This window comes from Pseudomonas sp. SDO524_S393, assembly GCF_054071875.1.
The window spans coordinates 20,816-39,019 of sequence record NZ_JBSVVZ010000065.1; the positions used below are offsets into that span (position 1 = coordinate 20,816).

The 18,204-nt window shown below is 62.3% G+C and carries 15 protein-coding genes; 6 read left to right on the top strand and 9 right to left on the bottom strand.

Annotated features, from left to right (window positions below):
• Positions 1-87: 87 nt before the first annotated feature.
• The gene (locus ACW9IB_RS23670) at positions 88-1,125 is read right to left on the bottom strand and encodes an SDR family oxidoreductase (RefSeq protein ID WP_457415708.1); all 1,038 of its coding nucleotides are present in this window, start codon (positions 1,123-1,125) and stop codon (positions 88-90) included.
• Positions 1,126-1,225: 100 nt separating this feature from the next.
• On the opposite strand from ACW9IB_RS23670, the gene ACW9IB_RS23675 reads away from it, so the two are divergent.
• Positions 1,226-2,152: an AraC family transcriptional regulator gene (locus tag ACW9IB_RS23675; protein WP_457415709.1), complete on the top strand. Its 927-nt coding sequence runs from the start codon at positions 1,226-1,228 to the stop codon at positions 2,150-2,152.
• A gap of 172 nt (positions 2,153-2,324) precedes the next feature.
• On the opposite strand, the gene ACW9IB_RS23680 is transcribed toward ACW9IB_RS23675, so the two are convergent.
• Entirely contained in the window at positions 2,325-2,618 is a 294-nt protein-coding gene (locus ACW9IB_RS23680) for a hypothetical protein (protein WP_457365939.1), read from the bottom strand.
• A 99-nt stretch (positions 2,619-2,717) separates the two neighbouring features.
• Positions 2,718-4,556, bottom strand: coding sequence for an ATP-binding protein (locus ACW9IB_RS23685; protein WP_457415710.1), 1,839 nt, complete (start codon positions 4,554-4,556; stop codon positions 2,718-2,720).
• A gap of 247 nt (positions 4,557-4,803) precedes the next feature.
• Here ACW9IB_RS23685 and ACW9IB_RS23690 point away from each other — a divergent pair, with 247 nt between their 5' ends.
• The gene (locus tag ACW9IB_RS23690) at positions 4,804-5,340 is read left to right on the top strand and encodes a hypothetical protein (protein ID WP_457415711.1); all 537 of its coding nucleotides are present in this window, start codon (positions 4,804-4,806) and stop codon (positions 5,338-5,340) included.
• Between the two features lie 505 nt (positions 5,341-5,845).
• Positions 5,846-7,102: a hypothetical protein gene (locus tag ACW9IB_RS23695; RefSeq protein WP_457415712.1), complete on the top strand. Its 1,257-nt coding sequence runs from the start codon at positions 5,846-5,848 to the stop codon at positions 7,100-7,102.
• A 67-nt stretch (positions 7,103-7,169) separates the two neighbouring features.
• On the opposite strand, the gene ACW9IB_RS23700 is transcribed toward ACW9IB_RS23695, so the two are convergent.
• On the bottom strand, positions 7,170-7,919 hold the full coding sequence (locus ACW9IB_RS23700) for a BPL-N domain-containing protein (protein WP_457415713.1): 750 nt from the start codon (positions 7,917-7,919) through the stop codon (positions 7,170-7,172).
• Between the two features lie 170 nt (positions 7,920-8,089).
• Between ACW9IB_RS23700 and ACW9IB_RS23705 the strand changes: the two genes are divergently transcribed.
• A complete protein-coding gene (locus ACW9IB_RS23705) occupies positions 8,090-8,545 on the top strand; it encodes a VOC family protein (RefSeq protein WP_457365945.1) in 456 nt (151 codons plus the stop codon).
• Between the two features lie 5 nt (positions 8,546-8,550).
• Here the strand turns inward: ACW9IB_RS23705 and ACW9IB_RS23710 are convergent, their stop codons facing one another.
• The 5 genes from ACW9IB_RS23710 to ACW9IB_RS23730 all read right to left on the bottom strand — a co-directional run bounded on the left by ACW9IB_RS23710 (position 8,551) and on the right by ACW9IB_RS23730 (position 14,702).
• Positions 8,551-10,278: an OPT family oligopeptide transporter gene (locus tag ACW9IB_RS23710; protein WP_457415714.1), complete on the bottom strand. Its 1,728-nt coding sequence runs from the start codon at positions 10,276-10,278 to the stop codon at positions 8,551-8,553.
• Between the two features lie 266 nt (positions 10,279-10,544).
• Complete coding sequence (locus ACW9IB_RS23715) at positions 10,545-12,602, bottom strand: methyl-accepting chemotaxis protein (protein ID WP_457365947.1); 2,058 nt, start codon at positions 12,600-12,602, stop codon at positions 10,545-10,547.
• A gap of 268 nt (positions 12,603-12,870) precedes the next feature.
• On the bottom strand, positions 12,871-13,161 hold the full coding sequence (locus ACW9IB_RS23720) for a DUF3144 domain-containing protein (protein ID WP_457365948.1): 291 nt from the start codon (positions 13,159-13,161) through the stop codon (positions 12,871-12,873).
• A 78-nt stretch (positions 13,162-13,239) separates the two neighbouring features.
• Positions 13,240-13,935, bottom strand: a complete 696-nt coding sequence (locus ACW9IB_RS23725) for a tRNA (adenine(22)-N(1))-methyltransferase (protein ID WP_457415715.1) — start codon at positions 13,933-13,935, stop codon at positions 13,240-13,242.
• 56 nt (positions 13,936-13,991) lie between these two features.
• On the bottom strand, positions 13,992-14,702 hold the full coding sequence (locus ACW9IB_RS23730; RefSeq protein ID WP_457415716.1) for a FadR/GntR family transcriptional regulator: 711 nt from the start codon (positions 14,700-14,702) through the stop codon (positions 13,992-13,994).
• A gap of 350 nt (positions 14,703-15,052) precedes the next feature.
• Between ACW9IB_RS23730 and ACW9IB_RS23735 the strand changes: the two genes are divergently transcribed.
• Both ACW9IB_RS23735 and gudD read left to right on the top strand, forming a co-directional pair.
• Positions 15,053-16,414: an MFS transporter gene (locus tag ACW9IB_RS23735; protein ID WP_457415718.1), complete on the top strand. Its 1,362-nt coding sequence runs from the start codon at positions 15,053-15,055 to the stop codon at positions 16,412-16,414.
• A 19-nt stretch (positions 16,415-16,433) separates the two neighbouring features.
• Positions 16,434-17,759 carry a glucarate dehydratase gene (gudD, locus tag ACW9IB_RS23740; protein WP_457415719.1) on the top strand — a complete coding sequence of 442 codons (1,326 nt, stop codon included), beginning with the start codon at positions 16,434-16,436 and terminating at the stop codon, positions 17,757-17,759.
• Positions 17,760-18,204: the final 445 nt, after the last annotated feature.

Below are 18,204 nucleotides of genomic sequence, written 5' to 3' on the forward strand. Positions count from 1 at the left end.
CTATCGGCCAAAAGCAGCGCCTCACACCAGCCTGCTTTCGACCCGAAGCGCACGGTTGCCAGCCATCAAACTACCGCACACCTCACCTCAGCGATATTCAATCAAGCCGAGTTCGATAAAACTCCTGGCCGTTGCAATGATGGCGTCTTCCGGGCTGCGAGGTGCCCAGCCTAATAGGGTCATGGCCTTGGCCGCCGTGACGCTCATATCGACGCCCAACAGCTTGACCATGCCCAGCATCATCGGATTCGTTTTGGCAGCGGCACGAATGTCGTCATCGCTCAACTCCTGAGTGGAAACATGCCTGGCAGCCTCACCCAGATGATCGCGCAGCGTGCGTGCGACCTGCACCATCGGCAGGCTGTCGCCCGAACTGGCAAGAAAACGTTCGCCGTTAGCGGCCGGATGCGTCATGGCCAGCAGATGCAACTCGGCCACATCCCTGACATCCACGAAACACGAATTGATGTTCGGGCAGCCAGGCTGTCCTTCCAGCATGTCTTTGATGATCCGGGTGGAGTGAGAATAGGTTGCGCCCAATACCGGGCCCAGCACCGCGACCGGGTTGATTGCCGCCAGTTCAAGACCTTGCCCTTGCGCACTCCGGATGAATTCCCAGGCGGCGCGTTCCGCCAGCGTTTTTGATTTCTGATACGCCCAGACATCGCCGCTGACATCACTCCAGTCGCTCTCATCAAACGGACGGCGGTAGTCAGCTGAATGGCCGACGCCGACCGCACCGAACGCCGAGGTGAGGACAACACGCTTGACTCCCGCCTCGCTCGCGGCGCGCAGTACACGCAAGTTACCTTCAATGGCTGGGTTGACCCAGTCCGCTTCAGTCACCTGGTTGCCTGACGGCGTAGGCGATGCACCGTGAATCACGTAGCGACAACCGGCGACGGCCTCTTTCCAACCGTCATCGGACATCAAGTCGGCGACTACAAACGACAGGTCGCTCCCCGGATCGACATCATGTTGTTTCAGATGCCTGCGTACTTCAGCTTCGCGCTCCAAAGTGCGCACAGTCGTACGAACCTTAAACCCATTCTCCAGCAGTGTGATGATGCAGTACTGGGCTATAAAACCTGTGCCCCCGGTTACCAATACAATGTGTTCACTCATGCCTGCCTTCCTCACCGGATTGATCGTCAGGAAAGGCTACCGGCCTGCTACCGGATTCTGAATATTTGATCGTACGCCAGGCTTGCGCGATAGTACGGAAATGCACACCGATCCTTTTTCCGACATCCTCAAACTCGCCCGCGCCGAATCGCTGGTGACAGGCGGTTTTATCGCAGGCGGGCGCTGGGCACTGCGTTTTCCCGCTCCGGACAACATTAAATTCTTTGCGGTCATCAAAGGCAGTTGCTGGGTCACGCTCGAAGGCGACGCAAGCCCGATGTTGTTCCGCACGGGTGATGTGGGGCTACTCAGCGCCAAACGCGCTTTCGTACTCGCCAGTGATCCGGGGGTCGAACCCACCGATGCAATGAGTGTGTTTTCAGGCCCGGGTAAATCCCATGTGCCCATTGGTGAAGGCGACGATTTCGCACACATTGGTGGTCACGTACTCCTCGACCCTGTCAGTGGGAAGCTGTTGAGACAGGTCCTGCCGCCGTGGATTCACGTGCCTGCCGCGGCGCCTGAGGCAGCTTCTTTTCGCGGGCTGCTTGATCAACTGGTGCAGGAACGGTCAACCCCAAAGCCAGGCGCGCAGTTGGCATCCGCTCACTTGGCTCAACTGCTGTTCATCCAGATCCTGCGCGCTCACCTGGAAACCAACGGTTCACCGCTGGCGGGATGGCTGGCCGTGCTTGGCAATGCCCGTCTTGCACCGGCCTTGCAACTGATGCACGGCGATCCTGCCCGCTCATGGCACCTGGAAGACCTGGCACGCGCATGCGCCATGTCACGAACGACGTTTGCACAACACTTTCGCACTGTGGCAGGCATGACGCCAATCGCGTACCTCACACATTGGCGGATGCGGCTGGCTGAGCGCGCGCTACGTGAAGGCAACGAGCATATCGGCACGGTTGCGCAGACGCTGGGGTACACATCCGAAAGCGCCTTCAGCAATGCTTTCAAGCGGGAGACAGGGCTCGCCCCCAAGGCTTGGCGGTTTGCAGCGAAAGGATCGGTCGGTTGAGTGCCTTGATGTGTTTAAAGCTGGGTATAGGCACCTCGACATGGCTTGACGGAAAACCTACCCCCTCACTGGGTGGTGGATTCCAACGGTGATCACGACTGTTCAATCCACTGTCACAATACCTGCGACACATCAGGCCGCCTTCGGCCAGAAGTGACCTCTTCAGAAACAGTCACATCAGCCTTTCAACCAACACTGTAGTGGCCTGGATAGCGATATCGCCAAAATCCCCTTCAAGAAGTAGCACGTTCTCAACAATGTTTATCCCTTCAAGTTCGCCAAGGATGCTGGCGTTTTGAACGTGAAGAGCGCCCAGCCTGATGGCTAGTTCAGTACCGTCGGCGTTCCATGCCATCAGCTTGTACTGGGTCTCGTCATCCACACTGACAACCATCTCGAAATATCGATGAGCCTGATCCAATGTGATCGATAAGACGTTGCTCTGTTCTAGCGCTTGAAGATTCATTACGCGGAGACTTTTGCTTAAAAAGCTGCATCCTACTACGGGGAATACCTGCCTTTGAAATCGAAGAAACGCTTCTGGCGAAAGCAAACATTCAACCCACTACCTCCCCAACAACTCCCTGACCCTCCCCCCCAAAACCTCCACCGCAAACGGCTTCGTCAACACCCCCATCCCTTCGCCCAACTGCCCATACCCCATCACCGCATTCTCCGCGTACCCCGTAATAAACAACGTCTTCAACCCCTGCCTCAGCTCCATCCCCGCCTCGGCCATCTGCCGACCATTCATGCCGCCCGGCAGCCCTACATCCGTCACCAGCAAGTCAATGTGTACATCCGAGCGCAGCAGTTTCAGGCCGGCGGCGCTGTCGGCGGCTTCGATCACGGTGTAGCCCAGTTCGCCCAGTACGTCGGCGAGCAACATGCGCACGGTGGACTCGTCGTCCACCAGCAGCACGGTTTCGCCGTGTTGGGCGATGTCCATCGCGGCTTGGCCCGGTGCGAGCTCGTCAGCGGGGGCGGCGCCGTGATGGCGTGGCAGGTAGAGGGTGACGCAGGTGCCTTCGCCGAGGGTGGACTGCACGTGCACCTGGCCGCCGGATTGTTGGGCGAAGCCGTAGATCATCGAGAGGCCCAGGCCGGTGCCTTGGCCGATGGGTTTGGTGGTGAAGAAGGGTTCGAACGCGTGGGCCATTACGTCGGGTGACATGCCGGTGCCGGTGTCGGTGACGCTCAGGCACAGGTAGGGGCCTTCGGCGAGGTCGTGGGCGCGGGCAGCGGCGGAGTCGAGCCAGTGGTTGCGGGTTTGCAGGGTGATACGGCCACCTTCGGGCATGGCGTCGCGCGCATTGATGCACAGGTTGAGCAGCGCGTTTTCCAGTTGGCTGACGTCGACGAAGGCGGTCCAGGCATCCGCGGCGCCGAGGGTTTCGACCTGGATGCCGGGGCCGACGGTGCGCTGGATCAGTTCGGCCATGCCGTACATCAGGGTGTTGACGTGGGTCGCGCGGGGCTCGAGGGTCTGGCGGCGGGAGAACGCCAACAGGCGCTGAGTCAGCACGGCGGCGCGTTTGGCCGAACCTTGGGCGGCGACCATGTATTTGTCCACGTCGCTGAGGCGGCCCTGGGCGATGCGCCGGTTCATCAGTTCCAGCGCGCCGGAGATACCGGCGAGCAGGTTGTTGAAGTCGTGGGCCAGGCCGCCGGTGAGTTGGCCGACCGCTTCCATTTTTTGCGATTGGCGCAGTTTTTCTTCGGCCTGCATCAGCATGGCGGTGCGTTCGGCCACGCGTTGCTCAAGGGTTTCGTTGAGGGCGCGCAGTTGGGTTTGCGCGTCGCGCAGGGCTTCGTCGGCGATGGTGCGCTCCAGCAGGTCGGCGGCCTGGCGCGCGAGGATGTCGAGCAGGCGCAGGTCACGCTCGGTCGGCTGATGCGGCGTGCTCCAGTGGGTGGAGATCATGCCGAGCAGGCGGCCATTGCGGGACAGCAACGGGGTGGTCTGGGCCGAACGGATGCCGGTGTCGCGGAAAGCTTGCAGGTCTTCGGTGCCGGCGATGTCGGGCCATTCCTCGAAGTCGGGGATGATCGCGCGTTGGCCGAGTTGCAGGGCCATGGTGCAACTGCTGTAGGCCATGGGGCTCACCCATTGCCAGAAACCGACCGCCTCGGGTGGCAAGCCACGGGAGCACAACAATTGCAACTCGCCGCCATGACCGGACGGATGCCCTTCGGGACACAGCAATTGCATGGTGCCGAACTGCGAGCCGGTGATGGACACGGCGGCGTCGACGATCTTGCCGTAGAGGGCTTCCAGGTCTTGCTCGCCGATCAGGTCCAGGCTGATGCGGTGCAGGAATTCGATGTCCGACAAAGCGGTTTCCGACGCGTGGGAAGGGCCACGGGGAAAGGCTGCCGGGAAGGCGGTGCGTAGGGTTTTCATGAGGGCTCCGGGGAGCTGGCAATGAGCTATTAGCAGCGTATCAGCAAAGCTCTGACCACGCGATGCGGGCAGACGTTCGGCGGTGATCACTGCGCAATACGTGTACTTAACGGCAAGCCTGTTTACACTGGCGCCCGTCTTACACTGCTTGCTCTCAATTCGGGATGGCTGAAGGTCGTTTGCGACGATCGCAAAGTGTAACGTCCTACCCCCTGAAGGCACCCACCCAGCGAATGGAATCGACCTGATGCTCAAGCCATTGCGCCCGCTTGGCGCGCTTATCCCCCTCACCCTCCTCGCCGCCCTCAGCGGTTGCGGCGCCCTGACCGATGTGCGCTCGTTTTCCACCCCCTACACCTCGCCGACCGGCGGCGAAACCGCGCGCTTGCGCGTGATCAGTGACGGCATGGTACGGGGCGTGCCCAAGTCTGATTGCATCAACTTCCGCCTGCCCGGCGCGGGCGTGATGGTGGCCAAGCGCGACGGCTACGCCGACCGCAACGGCGAAAAGCTCGGCATGGCGCCCGTGGAGCGCTACTCGGACGCCACGGTGATGAGTGAACTGAGCGTCCCCGCGGGCCAGCCCATCGCGTTTCATTACATCGGAAACCGTTGCTACAACATGTTCAGTTTCGTGCCTGAAGCCGGCATGGACTACGAACTGGATGCGGCGGGCCGCTACAAGTGCGGGGTGACCCTCAAGCGCATGCTGGTGGGCAAAAGCGAAGGCACATTGGTGCCGCTGGGGGAAAGCAAGCTGTGTAACTGGGGGGATAACTTCTAGATGGGTAGTAGCTGAAAAACGCTGCCAATCCCCTGTGGGAGTTGTCGAGCCCCGGCGAGGCTGCGAAGGCGGTGGGTCAGGTAGCATCTGTGTCGGCTGTGCCGCAGTCTTCGCAGGCAAGCCAGCTCCCACATTGGATCTGTATTGTTGGTGAGAAAGTGTCCGGCACGATGGCCCTATTGGCAGCGCTTTTTCAGCCACTGCAAGACCTCTGTGGGAGCTGTCGAGCCCCGGCGAGGCTGCGAAGGCGGTGGGTCATGTAGCATCTGTGTCGGCTGTGCCGCAGTCTTCGCAGGCAAGCCAGCTCCCACAGTATTTCTCCATTGTTGGTGAGAAAGCGTCCGACGCGATGGCCCTGCTGGCAGCGATTTTCCAGCCATTGCAAATCCTCTGTGGGAGCTGGCTTGTCGGGTCGCCGCATCGCAGCGATGACGGCGGCTTTAGCACCGCCTCCAAAATCCTGGATAATGCCCCCCCTCCCGCTCCAATACGGAAGTCCCGCTCGATGAAGTTGCCTGTGTCCGCCCTCGTCTTCGCCGCTGCCCTGTTCTCACCGCCCCTTACCCACGCCGCCGATGCCGCGCTGACCGACACCCTCAAAGCCTTCACCCGCTGCGACGCGAGTTTCTTCAGCAGTTTGAATACCCACCGCGATGCCTGGCTGGCCTATGCGCCATTGGTGCAGGAAAAGAACTTCACCTGGATCGCCGTGAAAAACCGCGCCGACCGCAAGGCCGATATCGTGCCGGTCAGCGCGCCGCCCATTGCCGGGTTGAAGCTGTTGTCCTACACCGACGAGGTGACTGATCTTGGCGCCCTGGGATTGTTTTACTACTGGGGCTTTATCGTGGACGGCGGCATCGACGAGGTCGCCCAGCGCCTCGCGCCGCTCATGGACCAGCCCGGCGCACTGCAAAAAGGCATCGGGCAATACACCCGCAGCGAGCTCAAGGTGGGCAACGGCTGGCAGTCGATCAAACCCATGCCAGGCAAGGCGCCTGGCCTGCGTAACGTGGAGCGCGTGCTGATCGTGGAGCCGGAGGGCAAGCAAGGCACGCAATCGCGGGTCAGTTGTTCGGTGCAGGGCGGCGTCAACGCCGGGATCCTGGCGCAATTGCGGCCGGATATTGCACCGGTCGATTACCCGCGCACCGTGCCCGAAACCAGCATCGGCGAGGTGCCCGTGCCGGCCAGCGTGCTGCAGCGCCTTGACGCGCCGCTCTTGCAGCCCCGCTTCAAGACGTTGAGCTACACCTACCTGTCCAAGAGTGGCGATGGCAAGGACGCGCCAATCACGGTCACGTTCAAGGCCGAAGGAGGTTTGCTGGTAAAGAATGAAGCCTATGGCAGCGCCTTCAACGTCGATCGCCTGATGCTCGCGGACCTGGTCCAGCTCAAATCGAAAATGAACGGCATCGGTGATGGCCAGGTCCTGCAAACCCGCGAAGCCGAGCTGAAGGTGCCCACCACCTGGGCGCCGGGCCAGACGCTGAGCGCGCGCCTGCACATGGCGTATGTGCCGGCCAAGCCCACCGACACACCCACCGAAACGACCCTGACCTGCACGGTGGGCGAACGCATACCGGCCCGCCAGGTGTTTGCGTCGCTGACAGGCGATGCGATCCAGCTCGCGTGCGAACAGGGCGACTACCGGTCCTCGCGCGTGTTTATCGAAGACCTGGGTGTGGCGCTGACCCTGGAGTCGACGTCGAGCCAGACGCACTATGTGAATGAGATCACAGCGCTGGATGTGGTGCGCTGACCCGCACACGGTGCAAACCGGCCGGCTCTGCCAGGGTTTTCGTTGGCGCGCGTCCAAGCCCGCCGCACTAGGGATGTGCGGCCTCGACACTGCGTATCAACGAGCCGAACAAATCCCCCCGAGGCATTTTGCTTAACGGGATATCGGCATTCTCGAACCACTCGCGCCCGGCTTCCGGGTGCGGGCCGCTCAGTACCACCACGCCCTTTTCGTAGGTATACCGCGCCGCCGCCACGTCTCCGTTGCGGTAGGTGGCAATGACCGTGTAGGGCTTGGCGGCGCTGGCTTTCGGGAAGTACGGGCCGTCCTGGAAGAAGACGTGGTCGGGCTTGCCGTCCCAGGTCACCTGCACGGCCGCATCGGCAATGCCGGACACTTCAAAACCAGGACGCCCGGCTTCGGCGTCGAGGTCGTAGGGGATCAGACCGAGGTTGTCGTTGTCCGCCAGGTAGGCGCCCATGCACAACCCCAGGTAGCGACCGCCGTGGGCGACATACCCACGGATGGCGTCGATGCGCGCGTCGCCCAGGCTGTCGAGGGCAGCGGGAATGTCCTGACCGCCACCGGGTTGCACGTAGAGGTCATAGCGGGCCAGGGTTTGTGGGGTGATGTCGACCGCTTCGTCTGCGCCGACGAAATCGATCTGGTAGTCAGGGTGCAAACGGCGCAGCGCGTTCGCCACGTTTTCGGAACAGTCCTCGCAGCCCGCCGGCCCCCGGTAGATGGCGACATGTCGGAGGGGTGTTGCGGCTTGGGCCAGGCACGGCAGCCCCAAGGCAAACGCAAACACAGAGACGACAACAGGATGCAGGTGCATGGCGGCAGGCTCACTCAAGAAGGCGGCAGGGACAACCCGCAGCCTATAGCGACCAGCCTGCGCAAATCCGTTAACAGTTGTAAAACACCTGTCCGGATGCTTAACGGTATTGCATTCCCTCCCCCAGCCAAGGATAACGGTGAGCCGCGCCTTAGCTTGAGAGTGTCCCCATGGAACTGAAATTCAGTCACGTCGACATCCTGGTCGAAAACCTCGATGACGCCTGCGCGTATTACGCGCGCATCTTCAAGGCCAGAATCTCCGAAACCTTCGTGTGGGATCGCGACGGTTTTCACGTGCGTTATGCCGTGGTGCTGATGGGCAAGGAGCGCTTCATGCTGGTCCAGCCGATCGCCGGCAACCTCAGAACCCTGCTGGACAGCCATGGCGAAGGCATGATCTACCGCCACTGCTACACCACCCCGGACATCGAGGTGGCGTACGACGAACTGATCGCCGAAGGCGTGCAGCCAGAAAATGAAAGCGGCGTGCCGCTGACCCGCGAGAACCTGCAGTCGCCATCGGGCTCGCGCATCATCTGGCTGCCCAAGCGTTTCGGGCACCTCTCCATCGAGATCCTGGAGGAGGCATCGCTGGAAGCCTTCATTGCCAAAGCGTTTCCCTGAAGCCCTCAGCCCACCATCGCCCACAGCGACGCCCCGACGCCGGTGATGCTTTCCCCGGCGATCAACCCGGCGGCGGCGGTGATCGCAAAACGCTCGGTGAGGCTCGCCCAGCGGCAGCTCACCAGCCAGGTGAACACGGCGCCCAGGGCCATCATCAACGACACCGACGCCGGCAACACAAAGGCCAGGCCCAATGCGGCGGCGCTGGGCAGGAAGCGGGCATGCCGGGCGGACAGCGTGCTGTCCAGAATACCCAGCAACACCCCCACCAGGCCGGCAATGGCGATGGCCCAACGGATGCTGGACGAGAGCGAATCCAGACCATGACTGAGGGTCTGGGCCACGGCCTTCCAGGTGGCGACGGCGGGCGCCGGCCACTCCTCGGTCAGCAGCATGGATTGCGGGTCGGGGATCAGCGCGAGGTAGGCGAACACGCTGACGATACTGCCGATGAAAATCCCGAGGATTTGCGCGATCACCTGCTTGCGCGGCGTCGCACCAATCGCCTTGCCCACCTTGAAGTCGTTCATCAGGTCGGTGCATTGCCCGGCCGAACCGCCGGAGGTGTTGGCGCTCATCAGGTTGATCGGCACCTGCCCCGGGGCCACGATGCCAAAGCTCAGTTGGGACAGTTGCCCGATGGCACCAATGGGCGGGATGCCCGTGGCGCCCACCACCCGGGCAGCCACGGCGGCGAGGCAGATTGCCAGCGGAATGGTGAGCAAGGCCATCCACAGGTTGATGCCGAACAACAACGCTTGCAGGCCAACCACCAGGCCGATCGACAGCACAAAACCGGCAGCGGGTCCGGGCTTGGGCAGGGTCCAGGGCGAGCTGCCACTGGACTGGGTTGAACGGTATAGCTGGCTCAACCGAATCGCCAGCGAAGCCAGGGTCGAACACACCATCAGGCTCACGCCCGGCCACAGCAACCATTCCACCAAGGCGGCGAATTGCGGGCCACTGCTGCCGGCAGGCAGTGTCACCAGCTGCTGCGCCAACAACCAGGGCCCCAGCCCACCCCAGGCGAGTAGCGCACCGAGCAACAGCGTCAGGCCGACCCGAATGCCGATGATCCCACCGAAGCCCACCAGCAACAGCGAAGGGTCGGCGGTAAACGTCAGGCGCTCCCACTGTGCGTTCGGCGACCAGCGTGGAATGGCCCAGATAAAAGTGTCCAGCCACTTCACCAACCCGGACAACAGCGCCGCACCCAGCAACACCTTCAAGCGCGTCGCGGCTTCGCGGCCATGGTTGTAGATGTGCAACAGGGTTTCCAGGGTGGCCATGCCCTCGGGAAATTTCAGCGCCTTGTCATTGAGCAGCGACGGGCGCAGGTACCAGGCGATCCAGATCCCCAGAAAACTCACCGAGAACACCCAGGCGATCATCGGCAAGGCGTCCAGTTGGTTGCCCGTCAGCAGGGTATAAGCCGGGATCGGCGCCACCAGCCCACCGGAAATGATCGACGCCGCCGCCGAGGCGACGGTCTGGTTGATATTGCTTTCGTGCAGCGTCCACGGCACCTGCTCGGAGGAGCGCCTGGCCAGACCTTGCCAGAGTACGTAGCCGATCAACAAAGCAATGATCGACATGTTGAACGACCAGCCGATCTTCAGCCCGGCGTACACATTGGAAGGCGTCAACAGAATGCCGAGCACCGTACCGGTGACGACCGCCCGCAGGCTGAGTTCGCGTGTGACGGGACCGTGCAGCGGCGGGGTTGAAGTCATGCGGATTCCTTTCGGCCAGGGAACAGGACGGCCTAACAAGTGAGCCCTGTAGTTGCCGAAGGTTCACCAAAACAAGATGACCGGGTTGGGCTGGCCTCTTTGTGGTGAGCGGGCTTGCCGAATCGTCGTACCGCCCGCGCTGGGGCGCGAAGCGGCCCTGAAATCGACCACCTCGGTCTATCTGATACACCGCAGTGTCCCTGTTGGGGCGGCTTCGCCGCCCAGCGCAGGGCAAGCCTGCTCACTACAAAGGCAGCAGGCCGCGCTCAACCCAACCGGAACCGTGCGGTGTTGTCGCTCAGCGCGCGGCTGCCTTGGCTCAGGGTGTCGGCGGCGCGGTTCACCGCGCGGGCGCCGTCGAGCAGGCGGCCGGCGGCCTGGTCCACTTGCTGGATGTTGCCGCTGACTTCGTCCGCCGTCGCGGCTTGTTCTTCCACGGCGGTGGCGATCTGCGCCAGGGTGTCGGTGACGTTCTGCACGGCACCGGCGATTTCGCCGAGGCGGGTGCCGAGGCCGGTGACGGACTGCGCATCGGTCAGGGCCTGTTCGCACGCCGCGCCCATCAGGTTGACCGCCTGGCTCACCGTGGCGCGCAGGCTGTCGACGGTGCCGGCGATCTGCGCGGTCGACGCCTGGGTGCGTTGCGACAGGCTGCGCACTTCATCGGCCACCACCGCAAAACCACGCCCCTGCTCGCCAGCACGCGCGGCTTCGATGGCAGCGTTGAGCGCCAGCAGGTTGGTTTGCTCGGCAATGCCGCGAATGGTGTCGACCACCGACTGAATCTGCTGCCCCTGCTGGTTCACCTGTTCCAGCGCATCGGCGGTGTCGGTCAGACGCTGGTTGAGTTGCTGGATACTCGCCGTGGTGCGCTGGCTGTCGCGACTGCTGTCTTCGGCAATCCGCCGGGTGTGCTGGGCACTGCCCGAAGCCTGCTCGCAACTCTTCGCGACGCCCATGGAGGTGGCCGCCAATTGGGTGGCGGCAGCGGCGATCTGGCTGATCTGTTGCTGCTGGTCTTCCACTTCGGTCAGGGTGCTGCCCGACTGGGAGTTGAGCGTGAGCACGGCCGAGCCCAATTGCTCGGTCTCGTGATTGACCCCCAGCAGGCTGGTGCGCAGTTGTACCACCGCGACGTTCAGGGCCGTGCTGATCGCCGCCAGTTCGTCACGCCCCTCCACCGCCACTTCCACGCACAGGTTGCCGTCGCGCAACGACTCGGCCAGGGTGGTAATGCCGCTGGCACTGCGGCGAATCGAAGCTTGCAGGCACATGAACAGGTACAACGCCGCCAACGCCAACAGGCTGAAGGTGGCCGCCACCGGCACGAATTGCTGCAACGAACGGTCGCGGTAATAGCCCAGGCGCGCATCCAGCGAAGTCAGCGACTGGTTGCGCAATGCACCCAGGCTGTCGAGCATGGCATCGACACTGCGGTCGAAGCCGGCGGTGTCGAGCTTGATGGTGCCGCCGAACACGCCGTCGTCGAGCACCTTGAGTTCGTTATCCAGCACTTGAAGGCTGTTGTCGTACTGCGCGGTCCATGGCTCCATGCCGGGGTATTGCTTGGCCTTGAGCGAAGCGGCGGCCTTGACCAATTGATCCCGCGCATCGCCAATGCGGCCACGCAGGTCGCGCATCTGCAAACGGCTCTGCAAGGTGAACTGCCCCGACGCGATGGACGACTCGCCCACACTGGCCATACGCCCGATCCGCTCGATCAGGTCCGGCGTGTGCTGGGTGGAAATCTGCATCAGCAGGTAGGTTTCCAGCCATGGATCGAGGATCAGGCCGGCATCCAGGGCAATCTGTTCGCGCAAGGTTTGCATCGCGGTCAGCGCCGAAGTGAAGCGATCGTAGCCATCCGGCCACCAACCCACCGTGCGCAGCGACTGGGAGTCCATGCCCTTGACGGTCGCCTGCAACGCTTCAAAGCGCGTCAAGGTATCGGCGCTGGCGTGGTGGTTTTTCAGTGCCTCGCCCAGGGCTTGCAGGTTTTGCCCGATGATTGGGCTGTTGGCGTCCACCTTGTCCATCGCCGCCTTGGCCGCCGGTGTGGGCGCATGCAGGATGTCCAGCGCCTTCCAGCGGGCCGCCAGGTTGCGCTGGGCCGTGAGCTGGCCGTCCAGCGCATCCAACGCCAGCAATTGGCGCACGCCGGACTGTTCGTTGGAAATCACCGAAAGTTTGTCGCGATAGTCCTGGCCGATCATCCACAGGCTACCGGCCAGCGGCAGCATGAACAGGAAAAACAGCACCTGAAACTTGCGCGCGAAACCGAAGCGTCCAAGCAGGCGAATACCGGGTGACAAGAGACTGTGCATGTCCGACCACTCCCCAAAACCACCCACACAACGCAGGCGGTGAGCGAAACCTTGTAATGACTGACGGCAAAATGCCATGTCATTGATTACGCTGGCTCAAGCAAGATACGGGCCGTTCAGATGGGGGACGAGAACAGGCGGTGTGGCGCACATGCCCGCACACTGCGTGCACGAAATTGGGGCAAAAGCACTCAGCACTGCGGGCGGGCCTGTAACCGATGGGGACGCCGAGGGAGCGAGCCATGCCAACCCGCCCTGCCGTGGCCGCCTATTGGCCCTGCCGATACCGGCTGAAATTATTGATGTGATCGTCCAGATTGTCTTCCAGCATGAGCCGGTACTGATCGCAGAAATACTTGAGCAGCGCTTCCCGCGCATCGGCCATTTCGGCGCCGGACTTGAAACTGCGCGCACTGGCCCAGGCGCTGAACCGTGTAGCGCCGAAGGTCATCGAGGCGCTGACCTGGCCGAGGTTTTCGTGGGCTGCAAGTTGTTCGTTCGACAGTTCGATGTGAGCGTCTGCACGGTCGTAGAAAGCGTGGTCGGTGGCGTCTGCCATGGGGAATTCCTGGGCGAGCGAGAAAGTGCGGCTATTGGAGCATATCCGGGGCTCGAAAAGGAAAAGCCGCAGGCCCGCTCACTTCAGCAGTTCTGTCATCCATTGCACCTGGCGTGCAAGAACCTCGCGCCGCTGATCCGGCACCGCCTGCCGGGCCTGTTCAAGGCCGGCCAGGGTTTTGTGTGCCAGGCGCAGCAGGCGTTGCCACTTGGCCAGGAATTCCGGCGTGCGGGCCTGTAGTTGCAGCGGGCCAAAGTAGAGTTCTTGGGCGCTGTAGCTCACCGGCCCCGAACGTTCGGCGACGATGATTTCATAATAGAAGCGGTTTTCCCGCAGCAACTCTTCTTCCAGGATGCGGTAGCCGTTGTCCATCAGCCATTGGCGCAGCGGTTGTTCGCCGCCATTGGGTTGCAGGATCAGGCGTTCCGCGCCATTCAGGTGGGCCGCGCCACTGTCGAGAATATCGCGAAGGGTCTCGCCGCCCATGCCGCACAGGCTGATGGCGGTGATGCCGTCGCCCGGTTCGATGGCCGCCAGACCATTGGCCAGGCGCACGGTAATGTGTTGATCCAGAGCATTGTCGTGCACGGTGCGCCGGGCCGCGTGAAAAGGCGTACGCGCCACCTCTCCCGCCACCGCCGCCGCAATCGCGCCGCGACGCATCAGCGCCACCGGCAGATAGGCGTGGTCCGACCCGATATCGGCCAGCCGCGCGCCCGCCGGCACATGCGCGGCGACGCGCTCCAGACGCATGGACAAAGTGTGTTCGTTCAACGGTGTTTCCTTATCACATCCAAGAGTGGGCTTCGCCAGCAGGGTCACCCACAACCTTATTCTCCCGAGAACCGGTCCCGGCTGTTGGTCAAGTGCAGCACCATCGCCGCACGCGCCGCGTCAGGGTCCTGGCGTTTGATCGCGTTGAAGATCGCTTCATGTTCCAGGTTCGCCAGTTGCCCCAGTTTGGCGAAGTCGGCGCCGCCGCGTTCGGCTCCCTTGACCTGGGTGCGCGGGATCATGGCATTGCCCAGGTGCAGCATGATCTCGGTGAAGAACGTGTTGCCGGTGGCCTCGGCGATCAACTGGTGAAAGCGTTTGTCCTCCTCCACACAGTTGTCGTTGTTCGCCAGCGAGGCCTGGTAATCGTCCAGCGCTTCGCGCATCTGTGCCAGTTGCTCATCGCTGCGGCGCAAGGCGGCCAGCGCAACCGCCTGCACCTCAAGGCCCAGGCGCAATTCGAGCATGTTGCGCACGCTGGCGACCGTGTCCACATGCAGGCGCAAGCCCTGCTGGGCATGCGGCGCCAGCACAAAGGTGCCGATGCCGTGACGCGTCTCCACCAGCCCCGAGGCCTGCAGCTTGGACAGCGCTTCACGCACCACTGTGCGGCTCACGCCATGCTCCAGCACGATGGTGGATTCCGACGGCAGCTTTTCACCAGGCTTGAGTTGCCCCAGCAAGATGCGCTGGGTCAGCGTCTCGAGTACGCCCTGGGCCAGGTTGCTGGAACGTTTACGGACGAAGGGTGTGTGATCGACGGGCATCGTGACGGGTCCACGGGGTTGGCTGGCGGGAGCTTAACACCCCATCGGGAATCGGCGGGAGGTTGATGTAAAAGGCCGCCAACTTGTATGACAACCAATCTGAAATTCGATTGACCGACGAGCGGCTGCACCCCCTTCCCCCCTGAGTACTTCACACCTGCCATGGCGCATTTAACTGCTACAAACCCAATAAAACTGGACAAATAACCAAAACACCCCATTCATAACCCGCCTTAGAAGAACAAAAACACACCGCTACAGATTGCGAAGCTCAAAAAACCACTTGTATGATGTCTATCAACAAAACACACACCACCCGCATAAAAATAATCAGGGGGAGTTTTTCGATTGTGAACACTTCAAGCCATGCATCTGTCGCCTCGCACAGTGATTCGGTCCTCGCGCGCGCCGTGAGCAAAGTGAAGAGCCATGTGCTCCCACTGTTCGTGATCATGTTCATCCTCAACTACATCGACCGGGTCAACATCGGCTTCGTGCGTACGCACATGGAGCACGACCTGGGTATCGGTGCCGCCGCCTATGGCCTGGGTGCCGGGCTGTTCTTCATCGGGTATGCCCTGTTCGAAGTGCCCTCCAACATGCTGCTGCAAAAGGTCGGCGCACGTATCTGGCTGACCCGCATCATGTTCACCTGGGGCATCGTCGCCACGTTGATGGCGTTCATCCAGAACGAAACCCAGTTCTACATCCTGCGCTTCCTGCTGGGCGTGGCCGAAGCCGGTTTCTTTCCCGGCGTGATCTACTACTTCACCCGCTGGCTGCCTGGCGTCGAACGCGGCAAGGCCATCGCCATCTTCCTCAGCGGCTCGGCCGTGGCCTCGCTGATTTCCGGCCCGTTGTCGGGGGCACTGTTGCAGATCGAAGGGTTCGGGTTCCACGGCTGGCAATGGATGTTCGCCATCGAGGGGCTGGCCTCGGTCGCGCTGGGCTTCTTCGTGTGGTTCTGGCTGGACTCCAAACCCCACGACGCCCACTGGCTGACCCGCGAAGAACAGGACGCGCTGGTGGCCGCCATCGACCAGGAACAACGCGACCGCGAAGCCCTGAACACCGTCAAGCCGACCCTGGGCAAGCTGCTCAAGGACCGCCAGATTCTGCTGTTTTGCGTGCTGTACTTCTGCATCCAGTTGACGATCTACGCCGCGACCTTCTGGCTGCCGAGCATCATCAAGAAGATGGGCGAGCTCAGCGATGTGCAGGTCGGGTTCTTCAACTCGATCCCCTGGCTGATTTCGATCATCGCCATGTACGCCTTCGCCTCGCTGTCAGGCAAGTTCAAGTTCCAGCAGGCCTGGGTCGCCGCCGCGCTGCTGATTGCCGCCGCCGGCATGTTCATGTCCACCACCGGTGGGCCGATCTTCGCGTTTGTCGCGATCTGCTTTGCGGCCATCGGTTTCAAGTCGGCCTCGTCACTGTTCTGGCCGATTCCCCAGGGCTACCTGGATGTGCGCATCGCCGCAGCGGTGATCGCGCTGATCAATTCCATCGGCAACCTGGGCGGCTTCGTCGCGCCGACCACCTTCGGCTTTCTGGAGCAGACCACCGGCTCGATCCAAGGCGGGCTTTACGGTCTGGCCGGTACTTCGATTCTCGCCGCGATCCTGGTGTTCTTCGCCAAGACGTCTCCCTCTGCCGTGTTGACGCCGCCCAGCGCCGTACCGACCGACGCAGCCCTCAGCAAACCCCTTTGAGCCTATTTAGGAACCTGCCATGACCACTCCCGTTATCACTCACTTCCAGGTCATTCCGGTGGCCGGCCACGACAGCATGCTGCTGAACCTGAGCGGTGCCCACGGCCCCTGCTTCACGCGCAATATCGTCATTCTCAAGGACAGCAGCGGCCACACCGGTGTGGGCGAAGTGCCCGGCGGCGAGCGCATCCGCGAAACCCTCGAAGACGCCCGTGGCCTGGTGATCGGCCAACCCATCGGCCAGTACCAGCGCATCCTCAACCAGATGCGCACGACCTTTGCCTCACGGGACGCCGCCGGTCGCGGCCTGCAAACTTTCGATCTGCGCATCACCATCCATGCGGTGACCGCGATGGAAGCCGCGCTGCTCGACCTGCTGGGGCAATTCCTCGAAGTCCCGGTGGCCGCCCTGCTCGGCGAAGGGCAGCAGCGCGATGCGGTGAAAATGCTCGGTTATCTGTTCTATGTGGGCGACCGCACTGCCACCGCCCTGGCTTACCGCAACGAAGCCGATGCCGAGGACGACTGGTTCCGTCTGCGCCACGAAACCGCCCTGACCAGCGAAGCGGTGGTGCGCCTGGCTGAGGCCGCCCAGGCCAGATACGGCTTCAACGACTTCAAGCTCAAGGGCGGCGTGTTGAGTGGCGACGCAGAAATCGAAGCCGTCACCGCCCTGGCCGAACGCTTCCCCGAGGCGCGCATCACCCTTGACCCGAACGGCGCCTGGTCGCTCAAGGAAGCCATCCGCCTGTGCCGTGATCAACACCGGGTGCTGGCCTACGCCGAAGACCCCTGCGGTGCGGAGAACGGCTATTCGGGCCGCGAAGTCATGGCCGAATTCCGTCGGGCCACCGGCCTCAAAACGGCGACCAATATGATCGCCACCGACTGGCGCGAAATGGGTCACGCGATCCAGTTGCAATCCGTGGATATCCCCTTGGCCGACCCGCATTTCTGGACGATGCAAGGTTCGGTGCGCGTGGCGCAGATGTGCAACGACTGGGGCCTGACCTGGGGCTCGCACTCCAACAATCACTTCGATATATCCCTGGCGATGTTCACCCAGGTGGCGGCCGCCGCGCCGGGCGATATCACCGCCATCGACACCCACTGGATCTGGCAGGACGGCCAGCGCCTGACCCGGGAGCCGCTGAAAATCGAAGGAGGCTACGTGAAGGTGCCGAGCAAGCCGGGCCTCGGTGTGGACATCGACATGGACGCCGTGGCCAAGGCCCACGAACTGTACAAAGGCATGGGCCTGGGTGCGCGGGATGACAGCGTCGCGATGCAGTTCCTGATTCCTGGATGGCGCTTCAACAACAAACAGCCTTGCCTGGTGCGCTAGCGCCTTCGACAACGCTGTTGATCAAATGCGGGAGCTGGCAAGCCACGACGAGGGTGCGAAAGCGGTGGGTCAGGTGGCATCTGTGTTGGCCATGCTGCCGTCTTCGCAGCGATGCCGCGACCCGACAAGCCAGCTCCCACATTGGAGCTCTATTGTTGATGAGAAAGTAATCGACGCGATGGCCCTGCTGACGGAGTTTTTTTAGCCACTGCAGGCCCCATGTGGGAGCTGTCGAGCCCCGGCGAGGCTGCGAAAGAGGTGGGTCAGACGGCATCTGTGTTGGCTGTGCCGCAGTCATCGCAGGCAAGCCAGCTCCCACATTGGATCTCTATTGTTGGTGAGAAAGCGTCCGGCGCGATGGCCCTGCTGGCAGCGTTTTTCCAGCCACCACCAATCCCCTGTGGGAGCTGTCGAGCCCCGGCGAGGCTGCGAAAGCGGTGGGTCA

Coding starts and splice junctions, on each gene's coding strand:
- ACW9IB_RS23670 (WP_457415708.1), bottom strand. CDS start 1,125: ATGAGTGAACACATTGTATTGGTAACCGGGGGCACAGGTTTTATAGCC.
- ACW9IB_RS23675 (WP_457415709.1), top strand. CDS start 1,226: ATGCACACCGATCCTTTTTCCGACATCCTCAAACTCGCCCGCGCCGAA.
- ACW9IB_RS23680 (WP_457365939.1), bottom strand. CDS start 2,618: ATGAATCTTCAAGCGCTAGAACAGAGCAACGTCTTATCGATCACATTG.
- ACW9IB_RS23685 (WP_457415710.1), bottom strand. CDS start 4,556: ATGAAAACCCTACGCACCGCCTTCCCGGCAGCCTTTCCCCGTGGCCCT.
- ACW9IB_RS23690 (WP_457415711.1), top strand. CDS start 4,804: ATGCTCAAGCCATTGCGCCCGCTTGGCGCGCTTATCCCCCTCACCCTC.
- ACW9IB_RS23695 (WP_457415712.1), top strand. CDS start 5,846: ATGAAGTTGCCTGTGTCCGCCCTCGTCTTCGCCGCTGCCCTGTTCTCA.
- ACW9IB_RS23700 (WP_457415713.1), bottom strand. CDS start 7,919: ATGCACCTGCATCCTGTTGTCGTCTCTGTGTTTGCGTTTGCCTTGGGG.
- ACW9IB_RS23705 (WP_457365945.1), top strand. CDS start 8,090: ATGGAACTGAAATTCAGTCACGTCGACATCCTGGTCGAAAACCTCGAT.
- ACW9IB_RS23710 (WP_457415714.1), bottom strand. CDS start 10,278: ATGACTTCAACCCCGCCGCTGCACGGTCCCGTCACACGCGAACTCAGC.
- ACW9IB_RS23715 (WP_457365947.1), bottom strand. CDS start 12,602: ATGCACAGTCTCTTGTCACCCGGTATTCGCCTGCTTGGACGCTTCGGT.
- ACW9IB_RS23720 (WP_457365948.1), bottom strand. CDS start 13,161: ATGGCAGACGCCACCGACCACGCTTTCTACGACCGTGCAGACGCTCAC.
- ACW9IB_RS23730 (WP_457415716.1), bottom strand. CDS start 14,702: ATGCCCGTCGATCACACACCCTTCGTCCGTAAACGTTCCAGCAACCTG.
- gudD (WP_457415719.1), top strand. CDS start 16,434: ATGACCACTCCCGTTATCACTCACTTCCAGGTCATTCCGGTGGCCGGC.